The organism is Kitasatospora sp. NPDC048540, from assembly GCF_040651175.1.
Classification (GTDB): Bacteria; Actinomycetota; Actinomycetes; order Streptomycetales; family Streptomycetaceae; genus Kitasatospora.
In genome coordinates, this window is record NZ_JBEZIR010000103.1 from 1 (window position 1) to 13,543 (window position 13,543).

Consider the following 13,543-nt stretch of genomic DNA (forward strand, 5'->3'; position numbering starts at 1 on the left):
CGCTACCGCACCCGCAGCGAGCCGATGGAGGACATCATCCAGGTCGGCACGGTCGGCCTGATCAAGGCGATCGACCGCTTCGACCCGGCGCAGGGTGTGGAGTTCACCACCTTCGCGATCCCCACCATCGCCGGTGAGATCAAGCGGTTCTTCCGCGACACCGGCTGGATGGTGCACGTGCCCCGCCGGCTGCAGGAGCGGCGGATAGCCCTCGCGAGGGCCACCGACGCACTGCAGCAGCTGCACGACCGCGCCCCCACCACCGCCGAACTCGCCGAACACCTCGGTCTGAGCGAGGAGGAGGTCCGCGAGGGAGTGGTCGCCGCCCGCGCGCAGACCGCCGGCTCGCTCGACCTCGGCCCCGGCGGCGACGCCGAGGACGGCCCCACCCTCGGCGACCGCCTCGCCGTCGAGGAACGCGACTACGACCTGGTCCTCGACCGCGAGAGCCTCAAGCCGGCCCTCGCCGCGCTGTCCGACCGCGACCGCGAGGTGCTCTCCCTGCGCTTCGGCGCCGAACTCACCCAGGCCGAGATCGGCGAACTCCTCGGCTTCTCCCAGATGCACATCTCCCGCATGCTCAAGCGCATCCTCGGCCAGCTGCGCACCGCCCTGCTCGCCGAGAACTGAGAACCCCGAGAACCGAGAACCCCGAGAACAAGAGCCGGCCGGTACGGCCCGGGGCGCTCGTGACGGTCCGTCGACCGCGGGCGCCCCGGGCCGTACCGGCCGTAGCGGCCGGACGGGTCAGCCGGGTCAGGCGGCCGTGGTGACCGTCACGGTGGTGAACCCGGCCGAGTGCAGCAGTCCTTCGAGCATCGACCGGGTGCTCTGCTCGGCGCGCTGGGTGAGTTCGGTGTCCTTGGCGGCCTGCTCGATCTTCTGGGTGGCGAGCAGCTCCACCTGCTGCTGGTTGCCGGGGTTGCCGCTGAAGAAGTCGCCGATCCGGTCGAAGAACCCGCGCTGCTGGAGATAGACGTAGGACCGGCGGACGTCGAGCGCGGCCGGGGCGAGCTGGGCGTGCGGCACCACCACGGCGGCGGTCGAGCGGTCGGCGGAGACGGTCACCGCACCCTTGTCGAGGGCGCTGAGGTCGACGTACGCGTCCACGGTGCCGGCCGCCACGTACAGGGTCCGGTTGCCGAGCAGCGCCGACGGCAGGAAGGCGGCCTCGTGGTCGAGGTCGACGATGACCTGGAAGTTGCCCTGGGCGCCGGTGAACCGCTTCATGTCCTGGATCGAGCGCAGCAGTACCGGCTGGCTGCGGTCCACCGTCCGGCGCTCGAAGGGGTTGGGTATCGAGGGGAACAGGCCCAGGTGCGCCCCGGCGAGGAAGACCGCGAGGATCGCGGCCAGGGTCACCGGCAGGCCGATGTACCAGGGGGTGCGCCGGCCGTCCCGGCGGCGGGGTGCCGGCTCCGGGGTGGTGTCCGCCGCGGTCTCCGGGGCCGGAGTGCCCGCGGCGCCGGAGCCGGCCGGCCGGCTGCGTCTGAGGAGTGCCATCTGCTGCATCGCTTTCTCTTCGGGGACTGCTTCTTCGGGGACTGCTCCGGCGGGGCGCCGGCTCAGTCGCGTCGGGTGTGCAGGGCGCGGCCGAGGCGCCGGCCGAGCAGCAGGCAGCCCAGCAGCGCACCGGTGGTGTTGAGGATGACGTCGTCGATGTCGAAGGCCCGGCCGACCACCAGCGCGGCCTGGGCGGCCTCCACGGTCACCATGACCAGGGCGGTCAGCGCGGTGACCGTGAACGGGCCGCGCAGCCGCTGGAACAGCACCGGCAGCAGCACCCCGAACGGCACCCCGAGCAGCAGGTTCCCGCCCACCTGCTGGGCGGCGGCGCGGACCGCGGGCCGGTCCAGGTAGGCCCGCAGCGTGGCGCCCGGGCGGAGGTTGGCGTGCACCAGGTCGCGGGAGGCGGGCGAGGGCACCAGGGTGACCCGGGCCAGTGCGACCGCGAAGGCCACCGTGGCGGCCAGGGCGAGTGCCAGCACGGCCGCCCGTACCAGGCCGGGCAGCAGGCCGCGGCGGCGCAGGAAGGGTTCCCCGCCGCCGGTCCGGGCGGCGGGTCCGGAGGTGGCCCCGGCGCTGCCGCCGGGTGCCGTCGTAGCTCTTGCCATGGTCGCGCTCCCCTCGCCGCGGCGGTCTGCCGCCGGCACCTGGCGGGTACCCCGCGGCGCCCGGGTCAAGCGGATCCGGAGCGGCAGCATGTCGATCAACTGTCCGGATCTAAAGTCGAGTTGATGCATCGTCCACGACCGGGCGGCGGGCCTGCGTGCGGCGGCCCGGGGCGGGCAGACGAGCCGCGACACGAGCATCGCGCGAGCCGAGGAGGAGCCATGTCCAGGACCGAGGAGTCGATCGAGGTGGCGGCGCCGGTGGGGGCCGTCTACGAGCAGTGGTGCCGGGTGTCCGCGTTCCCGCGGTTCATGAGCGGGGTCGAGGAGGTGGTGCCGGGCCCCAGCGGTACGGTGCACTGGGTGGCCCGGGTGGACGGCGTCCAGCGGGAGTTCGACGCCGAGATCACCGAGCGGATCGCGGGGGAGCGGATCGCCTGGCGCTCGGTGGACGGCGCCGAGCAGTCGGGCGTGGTCACCTTCCACGACCTGGGCGCCGGCCGCACCAGGATCCAGCTCCAGCTGGACCACACCCCGCACGGCGTGATCGACCTGATCGGCGACCGGCTGGGGTTCGTCGCCCACCAGGTGCACCGCTGCCTCCAGGAGTTCAAGGAGCACGTCGAGCGCCGCAGCCGGGCCGCCTGAACCACGACCACCGCCACCCCGCCGCCGCAGAGGAGACCGACCATGCCGCCCACCGCCGAGCGACCCCGCAGCCGGGCCGCCGCGCTCCGGCGCACCGTCCTGCGGCGCACCGGCCGCGAACTGCTCGGTGACGAACTGTTCGACCGGGCGGCCGCGCTCACCTACTACGGCGTGCTGGCGCTCTTCCCCGGCCTGCTGCTGCTCACCGGCCTGCTCGGCCTGGCGGGCCCGTCGCCCACCGGGCAGGTGATGGACGGGCTGCGCCGGCTGGCGCCCGGCCCGGCCGGCGACGTCCTGCGCGACGGGGTCGGCCAGGTGCAGCAGAACGCCGGGGCCGGCGGGGTGTTCGCGACGCTCGGGGCGGTCGGCGCGCTCTGGTCGGCCTCCGGGTACGTCGGCGCGTTCATCCGCTCCGCCAACACCGCGTACGGCGTCCGCGAGCGCCGGCCGCTGTGGCTGCTGGCGCCCGTACGGCTGGCGCTGACCGCCGTCCTGGTGGTGCTGCTGGCGGCGGGCGTGGCGATCGTGGTGTTCACCGGCCCGCTCGCCGCGCAGGCCGGCCGGGCCCTGGGCGTCGGGGACTTCGGCCTGACCCTGTGGTCGGTGGCGAAGTGGCCCGCGCTGGTGCTGCTGGTCACCCTGATGGTCACGGTGCTCTACCGCTCGGCCCCCGACCTGCGCTCCCGGCGGCTGCGCCTGGTCACCCCGGGCAGTGCGCTGGCGGTGGCGCTCTGGCTGGCGGCCTCCGGCGGTTTCGCGCTGTACGCGGCGTACGTGGACACCTACAGCCGGATGTACGGCGCGCTCGCCGGGGTGATGGTGTTCCTGGTCTGGCTGTGGCTGACCAACCTCGCGATCCTGCTGGGCCTGGAGGTCGACGCCGGGCTGGCCCGGGCGAAGGAGTCCGGGGACGCCGCCGGGGACGCCGGCCCGGGCCGGCCCGGCGGCTACCGTCCGCCGCCCCCGTCCCCGGCCCCGTCGGCCCTCTCGAACGCCTCGAAGGACCGCGCCGGAGCGGGGTGAGGCACCGCCGCCGTCCCGTGCTCCGCCGCGTCGTGGTGCGCGCCGGGGCCGCCCGCCTCGGCCCGCCCGACGGTGATCCGGGGCAGCGCGTACGGGTGCCGGTCGCGCAGGTAGGCGACCAGGTGCTCGCGGACCGCGCAGCGCAGCTCGAAGGCCTGCTCGGCGTCGGGCGCGGTCATCAGCGCCCGGACCACGATGGTGCTCGGGGTGGTGTCGACCACCTGGAGCGCCCGGCCGGCGCCGTCCCAGCGGCTGTCGTCGGCCAGCAGCTTCTCGAACTCGGTGCGCAGCTCGCCGACGGGGGTGCGGTGGTCGAGGTGGAGCAGCACGGTGCCGGTGATGCCGGGGTCGCGCCGGGACCAGTTCTCGAACGGCTTGCCGGCGAAGTACGACACCGGCATCACGATCCGCCGCTGGTCCCAGGTGGCGATCACCACCGCGGTGAGGGTGATCTCCTCCACCGTGCCCCACTCGCCGGCCACCACCACGACGTCACCGATCCGCACCATGTCGCCGAAGGCCAGCTGGATCCCGGCGAACAGGTTGGCCAGCGAGGACTGCGCCGCGACGCCCGCCACCAGCCCGAGCAGCCCGGCCGAGGCGAGCAGGCTGGCACCGACCGCGCGGACCGCCGGGAAGGTCATCAGCGCGGCGGCCAGCGTGAGCACCGCGATGGCCACGTCCGAGATCCGGCCGACCAGGTCGGCCTGGGTCCGCGCCCGGCGCACCCGCCCGGGGTCGCGCCGCCCGGCCGCGTACCGGGTCAGCGCGGACTCGATGAACAGCGAGACGGTCCGCGCGGCCAGCCAGCCCGCGCTGACCAGCAGCGCCAGCAGCAGGCCGTGCCGGACCGGCGGCCGCACCGCCGCGCCGAGGCCGGCGGCCGGCTCGCCGCCGAGCAGCAGCGCGGCCACCGCCGTCACCAGGGCGGGTATCCGGCAGCGCCGCAGCAGCTGCCAGCGGCGGGCGCCGGGCCGGGCGGCCGACAGCCGGGCGACGGCCAGCAGCAGCAGCCGGTCCACGGCGAACACGGCGGCCGGCACGGCGGCCGCCACCAGCAGCGGGCGAAGGACGGTCCAGATCGGCATGCGGGTCTCCTCCTGACACGGTCGGGGTCGGGGGCGGGTCGGGGGCGGCCGGTCGCCGGGTACGCGTCGAGGCCCCGGGAGGGGAGCGGGCCGGGGCCTCGACGCCTGGCGCCGGCGGACGGGACGGCGCCGTCCGTCGCCTGCCCGCTGAGACGCCTTCAAACATCCGGGCCGGTCCCGGCGGCCGGTCCCTCGCGCCGGCCGCCCCGGCCCCGGAGCCGCCGACTCGGCTAGGCTGCCGCCGACACCGGCACCGGCCGGTGACGACCGATCAGCGCGAGGAGAGCGAGATGGCCGGCGAGCCGCAGTCCGACTGCGTGTTCTGCAAGATCGTGGCGGGCGAGATCCCGGCCACCGTGGTCCGCAGGACCGCGGACACCGTCGCCTTCCGGGACATCCACCCGCAGGCGCCCACCCACGTCCTGGTCATCCCCGCGGTGCACTACCCGGACGCCGCCGCGCTCGCCGCCGCCGAGCCCGCCGTCGCCGCGGAGCTGCTCACCGAGGCCGGTGAGGTCGCGGCCGTCGACGGTCTCGCGGACTACCGGCTGATCTTCAACACCGGTGCGGGCGCCGGCCAGACCGTGTTCCACGCCCACGTGCACGTGCTGGGCGGCGAGCCGCTGCGCGAGGGCCTGGTCTGATCCGGTGTCACAGCGCGAACTCGTCGTCCTGGGCACCGCCAGCCAGGTGCCCACCCGGCACCGCAACCACAACGGCTACCTGCTCCGCTGGGACGGCGAGGGCCTGCTCCTCGACCCCGGCGAGGGCACCCAGCGGCAGATGCTGCACGCCGGGGTGTCGGCCACCGGGATCACCCGGATCGCCGTCACCCACTTCCACGGCGACCACTCGCTGGGCCTGGCCGGGGTGATCCAGCGGATCAACCTGGACCGGGTCCCGCACCCGGTGGACGTCTACTACCCCGCCAGCGGCCAGGTGTTCTTCGACCGGCTGCGGTACGCGACCGCCTACCACGAGAGCGCCCGGCTGCGGCCCCGCCCGATCCCGGTGGCCGGCCCGCTGTCCGCGCCCGGCGCGCCGTTCGAGCTCTCCGCGGTCCGGCTCTCGCACCCGGTGGACTCCTTCGGCTACCGGCTCACCGAACCGGACGGGCGCCGGCTGGTGCCCGCGCGGCTCGCCGCGCTCGGCCTGCGCGGCCCGCTGGTCGGCCGGCTCCAGCAGGAGGGCTCGGTCACCCTGGAGGACGGCCGCACCGTGACCCTGGACGAGGTCAGCGAGGCCCGGCCGGGCCAGCGGTTCGCGTTCGTGATGGACACCCGGCTGTGCCCGGGGGTCCACGAGCTCGCCGACGGCGCCGACCTGCTGGTGATCGAGGCGACCTTCCTGGACGCCGACGCCCGGCTGGCCGAGGAGCACGGCCACCTGACCGCCGCCCAGGCCGCCCGGGTGGCCGCCGAGGCCGGGGTCCGGACCCTCGTCCTCACCCACTTCTCGCAGCGCTACCCGGCGTTGGACGGCCATCTCGCCGAGGCCCGCGCGCACTTCGACGGCGAGATCGTGGTCGCCGAGGACCTCGCCAGGGTGCCGGTCCCGCCGCGGCGATGACCGGAAAACCATTCGCCTCACCGGCCGCGCGGGTCCAGCATCGGATGCGCCGCCCGGGGTGCCGCGCCGCCGCAGCGAACATCTGCGCGGCGTACCCTGGTGACCCGGAGAGCCCGCGCGGCACCACGACTCGACAGATGGGATGAGCAGGCCTCAGCGCCGACCCATGAGTGACACACCGCAGACCCGAACCAACGGTCACCGTCCCGACGCGGCCAGCACCCGGATCGTCATTCCGGAGAAGCACCCGATGGTCACCCTGCTGGGGGCGGCCGACTCGCTCCTGCGGGTGATCGAGAGCGGCTTCCCCGACGCCGACATCCACGTCCGCGGCAACGAGGTCACCGCCACCGGCGACCAGGCCGAGATCAAGCTCGTCGAGCAGCTCTTCAGCGAGATGATGCTGGTGCTGCGCACCGGCCAACCCCTGACGGAGGACGCCGTGGAGCGTTCCATCGCGATGCTCAGGAAGGCCGCCGAGGACCCGGCCCACCCGGCCCCGTCCGAGGTCTTCACGGCGAACATCCTCTCCAACCGGGGCCGCACCATCCGCCCCAAGACGCTCAACCAGCAGCGCTACGTCGAGGCGATCGACAAGCACACCATCGTCTTCGGCCTCGGCCCCGCGGGCACCGGCAAGACCTACCTGGCGATGGCCAAGGCCGTGCAGGCGCTGCAGGCCAAGGAGGTCAACCGGATCATCCTGACCCGGCCGGCCGTCGAGGCGGGGGAGCGGCTGGGCTTCCTGCCCGGCACCCTCTACGAGAAGATCGACCCCTACCTGCGCCCGCTGTACGACGCGCTGCACGACATGATGGACCCCGACTCCATCCCGCGGCTGATGGCGGCCGGCACCATCGAGGTCGCCCCGCTCGCGTACATGCGCGGCCGCACCCTGAACGACGCCTTCATCATCCTGGACGAGGCCCAGAACACCTCGCCCGAGCAGATGAAGATGTTCCTCACCCGCCTGGGCTTCAACTCCCGGGTGGTGGTCACCGGCGACACCAGCCAGATCGACCTCCCCGGCGGCACCCGCAGCGGCCTGAAGGTCGTCCAGGAGATCCTGGCCGACGTGCAGGACATCCACTTCTCGGTGCTGACCAGCACCGACGTGGTCCGGCACAAGCTGGTCGGCCGGATCGTGGACGCCTACGAGCGCTGGGACGCCCAGCAGGAGGCCGACGAGGCCGGCACCGCCCGCACCAAACCCGTCCAGCGTCGGGGCGCGCGTGCGCCCCGGCAGTCCCATCGCGCCGAAAGCTGAGTACCGAACCCTCCATGTCGATCGACATCGCCAACGAGTCCGGGTGGGACGCCGACGAGGAAGCCATCCTCGACGTCGCCCGCTACGCCCTCGACAAGATGCGGATCCACCCGCAGTCCGAGCTCTCCGTGATCCTGGTCGACAGCGAGGCCATGGCCGAGCTGCACGTGCAGTGGATGGACCTGCCGGGCCCAACCGACGTGATGTCCTTCCCGATGGACGAGCTGCGCCCCGGCAAGGAGGGCGAGGACTTGCCGCAGGGCCTGCTCGGCGACATCGTGCTCTGTCCGGAGGTGGCGAAGCAGCAGGGCCTGGCCGCCCCCACCAAGCACGCCATGGACGACGAGCTGCAGCTGCTCACCGTCCACGGTGTGCTGCACGTGCTCGGCTACGACCACGAGGAGCCCGAGGAGGAGCGCGAGATGTTCGCGCTCCAGAAGCGGATCCTGGACGGTTGGCGGGCCGGTCGCGGACTGTCGGGGCTCTCCCCGGCGCCGACCGTCCACTGAGGGCCGGCCGTCTGTGAGCGGTGCGAGTACGAGCTTCCTGGTCGGAGCTCTGCTGCTGGTGGTGCTCGGCTGGCTGGCCGCCTGCGCCGAGGCCGGGATCTCCCGGATCTCCCGGTTCCGCGCGGAGGAGGCCCACCGGGCCGGCCGGCGCGGCTCCGACCGGCTGCTGGTGCTGACCTCCGACACCATCCGCTACCTGAACCTGGCCACCCTGATCCGGGTGGCCGCCGAGATGGCGGCCGCCGTGCTGGTCACGGTGGTCTGCGTCCGGTCCTTCGACAGCACCTGGCAGGCCGTCCTGGTGGCGTTCGGCGTGATGGTGCTGGTGTCCTTCGTCGCGGTCGGCGTCTCGCCCCGCACGATCGGCCGCCAGCACCCGCTGACCACGGCCACGGCGGCGACCTTCGTGCTGCTGCCGCTGGCCCGGATCCTCGGCCCGATCCCCAAGCTGCTGATCCTGCTCGGCAACGCGCTGACGCCGGGAAAGGGGTACCGGGAGGGCCCGTTCGCCTCCGAGGCCGAACTGCGCGCCCTGGTCGACCTGGCCGAGCAGGACGACCTGATCGAGGACGAGGAGCGCCGGATGGTGCACTCGGTCTTCGAGCTGGGCGACACCATCGTCCGCGAGGTGATGGTGCCGCGCACCGACCTGGTGATGATCGAGCGGCACAAGACGGTCCGGCAGACCCTGACCCTGGCGCTGCGTTCCGGCTTCTCCCGGATCCCGGTGGTCGGTGACAACGAGGACGACGTGGTCGGCATCGTGTACCTCAAGGACCTGGTCCGGCGCACCCACATCAACCGGGACTCCGAGTCCGAGCCGGTCGGCTCGGTGATGCGCCCAGCGGTGTTCGTCCCGGACTCCAAGCCCGCGGCCGACCTGCTGCGCGAGATGCAGCAGATGCGCTCGCACGTGGCGATCGTGATCGACGAGTACGGCGGCACCGCCGGCCTGGTCACCATCGAGGACATCCTGGAGGAGATCGTCGGCGAGATCACCGACGAGTACGACCGGGAGATCGCCCCGGTCGAGGACCTCGGCGACGGCTCGTACCGGATCACCGCCCGGCTGCTGGTCGAGGACCTGGGCGAGCTGTTCGGGATCGAGCTGGCCGACGAGGACGTGGAGACCGTCGGCGGCCTGCTGGGCAAGCGGCTCGGCCGGGTGCCGATCCCCGGGTCCTCCTGCGAGATCCCGGTCCCGGACGAGTCGGTGACCGACCTGACCGCGATCCGGCTGACCGCCGAGAGCTCGGCCGGCCGCCGCAACCGGATCGGCACCGTGGTGGCGGCCCCGGTCCGTACGGCGGACGAGGGCGAGGACCCGGACGGCGACTGACCCGGCCAGGACGAAACGGCCCGTGGGGTGCCACCCCGCGGGCCGTTTCGTCCTCGTACGAAGCCACGGTCCGTTTGACCGGGGCTCCGAACGCTCCCGACGATGAAGTCATGGCACATCAGTTGCGTGCGGAGTACGGGCCCGAGGGTCCGTCCGGTGCCGTGCTCAAGTGGCACGTCGTCCGGACCGGCGAACCCACCATGGCCATGTGCGGCGCCCCGGTCGACCCCGGGGCCGAGAGCAAGCCGGAGACGGCATGGGGGACGGGCCTGCGCATCTGCCAGCAGTGCGGGTCCCTGTATCTGCACGAGGTGCCGTTCCACGGCGCCGAACACGGTTAGACCCCAGGCCAGGAGGTCTCCATGAAACTGCAGGACGAACTGCCCGTCGACCACCGGCTCGGCCAGGTGTACCGGGTCGGCGCCGGACTCGGCGGGGTGTTCCTGCTGGTCTTCGGCATCCTCGGGCTGCTGGACCACCCGAGCTTCCTCGACACCCAGGGCAAGGAGGTCATCGGGCTGTCGAGCAACGGCACCCTGAGCGTGATCTCCATCATCGCCGGCGTGATCCTGATCGCCGGGGCGGTGATCGGCGGCAACATCGCCTCCACCATCAACATGATCATGGGAGTGCTCTTCATCCTGGCCGGTTTCGTCGGCCTGATGGTGCTGGACAGCAGCGCCAACCGGCTGGCGTTCCGGATCCCCAACGTGATCTTCAGCTTCGTGTTCGGCTTCGTGGTGCTGACCTTCGGCATGTACGGCAGGGTCAGCAGCCACCTCCCGCAGGACAACCCGTACTGGAAGCAGCGGCACAGCAAGCCCGAGACGCTGCCCAACGGCCCGCCAGCCCTGGTAAAGGTGATGCGGCCCGGCGACCCCCGGCCGACCGGCCACTGAGACACCCCGGACGGCGCGGGCGGCCCGCCGCCTATGCTCAGGCCTCATGAGTGAGCTGACCGGGCTGGACCCCGAGGACAAGAAGATCATCACGCTGGCCCGCTCCGCCCGCGCCCGCAACGGCGTGGCGGAGGGGGCCGCGGTACGTGACGAGACCGGCCGGACCTACGTGGCCGGCACCGTCGCGCTGGAGTCGCTGCGGCTGAGCGCCCTGCAGACCGCCGTGGCGATGGCCGTGGCCAGCGGCGCCAAGGGCCTGGAGGCGGCCGCCGTGGTCACCGCCGCGGACACGCCCGCCGAGGCCGACCTCGCGGCCGTCCGGGACCTGGGCGGGGCCGGCACCCCGGTGCTGCTGGCCGGCCCGGACGGGACGCTGCGGGTCCGGGCCGAGGCCCGCTGAACCGTCCTGGCCCGGGTGCCCCGGCCGGGGCACCCGGGCCGCGCGGACCGATAGTGTGACCGCGGACTGCCCGGGGAGGGGACCATGGGGGTGCTGGCGTTCTTCGCCGGTCTGCTGCTGACCGTGATGGGGTTCGGCCGCTGGAAGGAGACCGGGTCGCCGTACTGGCTGATCGGCTCGCTGGTGCTGCTGCTGCTCGTCCTGATCGGTGCGCTGACCTCGCCCGGAGGCGGCAAGAAGACCGGTTGAGCCGGGCTGGTCCGTCCACCCCGTGGTGATCAGGGAGAATGGTCGGCATGAGTGCCCCTTCATCCCCGTACCGCTCCGGGTTCGCGTGCTTCGTCGGCCGTCCCAACGCGGGAAAGTCGACCCTGACCAACGCGCTGGTCGGGACGAAGGTCGCGATCACCTCCGACCGCCCGCAGACCACCCGCCACACCGTGCGCGGCATCGTGCACCGCCCGGACTCCCAGCTGGTCCTGGTGGACACACCCGGCCTGCACAAGCCCCGCACGCTGCTCGGCGAGCGCCTCAACGACCTGGTCCGCTCGACCTGGGCCGAGGTCGACGTGATCGGCTTCTGCCTGCCCGCCGACCAGAAGCTCGGCCCCGGTGACAAGTTCATCGCCAAGGAACTCGCCGAGGTCAAGAAGACCCCCAAGGTCGCCATCGTCACCAAGACCGACCTGGTCGACTCCAAGAAGCTGGCCGAGCAGCTGATCGCGATCCACCAGCTGGGCCTCGAGCTCGGCATCGAGTGGGCCGAGATCATCCCGGTGTCCGCCGTCGGCGACCAGCAGGTCGAGCTGGTGGGCGAGCTGCTCACCAAGCTGCTGCCGGCCGGCCCGCCGCTGTACCCGGACGGCGACCTCACCGACGAGCCCGAGCAGATCATGGTCGCCGAGCTGATCCGCGAGGCCGCGCTGGAGGGCGTGCGCGACGAGCTGCCGCACTCGCTGGCCGTGGTGGTCGAGGAGATGATCCCCCGCGAGGGACGCCCCGCCGACCGGCCGCTGCTGGACATCCACGCCAACGTCTACATCGAGCGGCAGAGCCAGAAGGCCATCGTGATCGGCGCCAAGGGCGCCCGGCTCAAGCACGTCGGCACCACCGCCCGCAAGCACATCGAGGCGCTCCTCGGCACACCGGTCTACCTGGACCTGCACGTCAAGGTGGCCAAGGACTGGCAGCGGGACCCGAAGCAGCTGCGCAAGCTCGGTTTCTGACCGGGCCGGCGCACGACGGGGCCGGCCGGACATCGCGTCCGGCCGGCCTTCGGCGTTCCCGGGGCCAGAGCGGCCCTGCGGGGCGCTCAGGCCCGGGCGGCGGGCGCCGGGGCCGTCCGGCCCTCGGTGAGCAGCAGGGCCGCCGTCAGCAGCACCACGCAGGCGGCCGAGCCGTGCACGGCCAGCGCGAAGCCGAGGGTGCCGCCGTGCGTGGTGACGGCGGTCGCGTCGCCGAGCGGGACGAGGGCGTCGAGCAGGACCACCCAGCCGAGCGCGCGGCGCTGCCCGAGCGCGAGCAGGACCAGGACCGTGCCGCCGACCGCGAGGTCCCGCACGCCCTTGACGACGAAGTAGCCGGTGGCGTTCCCCTGCGGCCAGGGGGTGATGCCGAAGCCGTCGGGCGCGGCCGGGTTCAGCAGGAAGTTGAGCCCGAAGAAGATGACCGTGGCGCCGGTCAGGACCGCCAGCACGGTGGTGATGCGCTGCCTGGACATCTGGTTCCCCCTGAGGACGTGCCGGTGCCCGGCGGCGCCGACTGGCTTCCTAGCGTTGCTAGGTCTGAGATCGATGCTAGGACTATCCCTGCTCGAATGTCTAGCGGTGCTAGGATCCGACCATGGCCGTACAGCAGCGCCGGGAGCGCGAACGGGCGGAACGCCACCTGTTGATCATTCGAGCCGCGCGGGAGCTGGCCGAGGCGGAGGGCTGGGGCGCGGTGACCACGCGCCGGCTGTCCGAAGCCGTCGAGTACAGCCAGCCCGTCCTCTACAGCCACTTCGCGTCCCGGGACGCGATCGTGGCCGCGGTCGCCGTCGAGGGCTTCGAGGAGCTCGCCGCCGCCCTGCGTGCGGCCCGGGCGGGCCTGTCCGACCCCGCCGAGGCGCTGCGCGCACTGGCCGGCGTCTACCTCGGCTTCGCCCGGGAGCGGCCCGCGCTCTACGCTGCGATGTTCGTCCACGAGACAGACCTGGAATTCGGCACCGAGGACTCGCCCGCCCCGCTGAAGGCCGCCTTCGGCGAGTTCGCCGCCGTGGTCGGGCCGCTCGCAGCCGCCCGCGGCGGCGACCCGGAGACCTTCGCCGAAGTGCTCTGGGGCGCCCTGCACGGCCTGGCCGTCCTCGCGGCCGGCCGGCGGCTGCGACCGCAGCACCACGACGCCCGGGTGGACCTGCTGATCCGTCAGCTCACCGCGCTCCCCGCCGGGCGCTGACCGGCCCGGGGGCCGGTCCGGCGGCCGCCGCCCGCGCTTGGTCTCCGGTTGGGAGGGCCGGGCCGGCCGGGCGCCCGTGCCAACAGAAGGCAAACCCCGCCGCGGGCCGCCCGCGGCGGGCGGTTGGCCGGATCCGTTCGGCTCCGGACCCCGAACGGCCCCGGCGGGCACCGCCCGGCCACCGGCCGCCGAACGGGCCTCCGGGGCCCCGGGGAAGGGGCCTCCGGAGGTGGCCGCGGCGGCCCGGGACGTGT

At 73.4% G+C, this 13,543-nt stretch carries 18 protein-coding genes; 14 read left to right on the forward strand and 4 right to left on the reverse strand.

Features of this window, described 5'->3' with window-relative positions:
• Nucleotides 1-630: SigB/SigF/SigG family RNA polymerase sigma factor (locus tag AB0D08_RS30320; RefSeq protein WP_359893386.1), on the forward strand; the 630-nt coding region annotated here is incomplete at its 5' end.
• Between the two features lie 126 nt (nt 631-756).
• Here AB0D08_RS30320 and AB0D08_RS30325 read toward each other — a convergent pair.
• Together AB0D08_RS30325 and AB0D08_RS30330 are read right to left on the reverse strand one after the other, a co-directional pair.
• A complete protein-coding gene (locus AB0D08_RS30325) occupies nt 757-1,503 on the reverse strand; it encodes a DUF4230 domain-containing protein (protein WP_082526575.1) in 747 nt (248 codons plus the stop codon).
• 62 nt (nt 1,504-1,565) lie between these two features.
• Nucleotides 1,566-2,114 carry a VanZ family protein gene (locus AB0D08_RS30330; protein WP_033820822.1) on the reverse strand — a complete coding sequence of 183 codons (549 nt, stop codon included), beginning with the start codon at nt 2,112-2,114 and terminating at the stop codon, nt 1,566-1,568.
• Between the two features lie 219 nt (nt 2,115-2,333).
• On the opposite strand from AB0D08_RS30330, the gene AB0D08_RS30335 reads away from it, so the two are divergent.
• Together AB0D08_RS30335 and AB0D08_RS30340 are read left to right on the forward strand one after the other, a co-directional pair.
• A complete protein-coding gene (locus AB0D08_RS30335; protein ID WP_359893389.1) occupies nt 2,334-2,759 on the forward strand; it encodes an SRPBCC family protein in 426 nt (141 codons plus the stop codon).
• Between the two features lie 42 nt (nt 2,760-2,801).
• Nucleotides 2,802-3,782 (forward strand): YihY/virulence factor BrkB family protein, encoded by a 981-nt coding sequence (locus AB0D08_RS30340; RefSeq protein WP_359893390.1) that lies wholly within the window; start codon nt 2,802-2,804, stop codon nt 3,780-3,782.
• On the opposite strand, the gene AB0D08_RS30345 is transcribed toward AB0D08_RS30340, so the two are convergent.
• Nucleotides 3,707-4,870: a mechanosensitive ion channel domain-containing protein gene (locus AB0D08_RS30345; protein WP_359893391.1), complete on the reverse strand. Its 1,164-nt coding sequence runs from the start codon at nt 4,868-4,870 to the stop codon at nt 3,707-3,709. The two genes, AB0D08_RS30340 and AB0D08_RS30345, sit on opposite strands and share 76 nt — an antisense overlap.
• Nucleotides 4,871-5,160: 290 nt before the next feature.
• On the opposite strand from AB0D08_RS30345, the gene AB0D08_RS30350 reads away from it, so the two are divergent.
• From AB0D08_RS30350 to era, 10 genes are all read left to right on the forward strand, one after another.
• The gene (locus AB0D08_RS30350) at nt 5,161-5,514 is read left to right on the forward strand and encodes an HIT domain-containing protein (protein WP_033820382.1); all 354 of its coding nucleotides are present in this window, start codon (nt 5,161-5,163) and stop codon (nt 5,512-5,514) included.
• A 4-nt stretch (nt 5,515-5,518) separates the two neighbouring features.
• Nucleotides 5,519-6,439, forward strand: a complete 921-nt coding sequence (locus AB0D08_RS30355; RefSeq protein ID WP_033820381.1) for a ribonuclease Z — start codon at nt 5,519-5,521, stop codon at nt 6,437-6,439.
• Between the two features lie 166 nt (nt 6,440-6,605).
• Complete coding sequence (locus AB0D08_RS30360; RefSeq protein ID WP_033820380.1) at nt 6,606-7,706, forward strand: PhoH family protein; 1,101 nt, start codon at nt 6,606-6,608, stop codon at nt 7,704-7,706.
• Between the two features lie 14 nt (nt 7,707-7,720).
• Nucleotides 7,721-8,215: an rRNA maturation RNase YbeY gene (gene ybeY / locus AB0D08_RS30365; RefSeq protein ID WP_033820379.1), complete on the forward strand. Its 495-nt coding sequence runs from the start codon at nt 7,721-7,723 to the stop codon at nt 8,213-8,215.
• Between the two features lie 13 nt (nt 8,216-8,228).
• Complete coding sequence (locus AB0D08_RS30370) at nt 8,229-9,554, forward strand: hemolysin family protein (RefSeq protein ID WP_149038129.1); 1,326 nt, start codon at nt 8,229-8,231, stop codon at nt 9,552-9,554.
• A gap of 110 nt (nt 9,555-9,664) precedes the next feature.
• Nucleotides 9,665-9,895, forward strand: a complete 231-nt coding sequence (locus tag AB0D08_RS30375) for a hypothetical protein (RefSeq protein ID WP_033820378.1) — start codon at nt 9,665-9,667, stop codon at nt 9,893-9,895.
• Nucleotides 9,896-9,916: 21 nt separating this feature from the next.
• Nucleotides 9,917-10,453 carry a DUF4383 domain-containing protein gene (locus AB0D08_RS30380; RefSeq protein ID WP_033820377.1) on the forward strand — a complete coding sequence of 179 codons (537 nt, stop codon included), beginning with the start codon at nt 9,917-9,919 and terminating at the stop codon, nt 10,451-10,453.
• A gap of 46 nt (nt 10,454-10,499) precedes the next feature.
• On the forward strand, nt 10,500-10,853 hold the full coding sequence (locus tag AB0D08_RS30385) for a cytidine deaminase (RefSeq protein ID WP_033820376.1): 354 nt from the start codon (nt 10,500-10,502) through the stop codon (nt 10,851-10,853).
• A gap of 84 nt (nt 10,854-10,937) precedes the next feature.
• Nucleotides 10,938-11,102, forward strand: a complete 165-nt coding sequence (locus AB0D08_RS30390) for a hypothetical protein (RefSeq protein ID WP_158515499.1) — start codon at nt 10,938-10,940, stop codon at nt 11,100-11,102.
• A 47-nt stretch (nt 11,103-11,149) separates the two neighbouring features.
• Complete coding sequence (era, locus tag AB0D08_RS30395; RefSeq protein WP_033820387.1) at nt 11,150-12,079, forward strand: GTPase Era; 930 nt, start codon at nt 11,150-11,152, stop codon at nt 12,077-12,079.
• Between the two features lie 86 nt (nt 12,080-12,165).
• On the opposite strand, the gene AB0D08_RS30400 is transcribed toward era, so the two are convergent.
• Nucleotides 12,166-12,573, reverse strand: coding sequence for a DUF4267 domain-containing protein (locus AB0D08_RS30400; protein WP_033820375.1), 408 nt, complete (start codon nt 12,571-12,573; stop codon nt 12,166-12,168).
• 122 nt (nt 12,574-12,695) lie between these two features.
• Here AB0D08_RS30400 and AB0D08_RS30405 point away from each other — a divergent pair, with 122 nt between their 5' ends.
• Nucleotides 12,696-13,289 carry a TetR/AcrR family transcriptional regulator gene (locus tag AB0D08_RS30405; protein ID WP_359893396.1) on the forward strand — a complete coding sequence of 198 codons (594 nt, stop codon included), beginning with the start codon at nt 12,696-12,698 and terminating at the stop codon, nt 13,287-13,289.
• Nucleotides 13,290-13,543 lie beyond the last annotated feature (254 nt).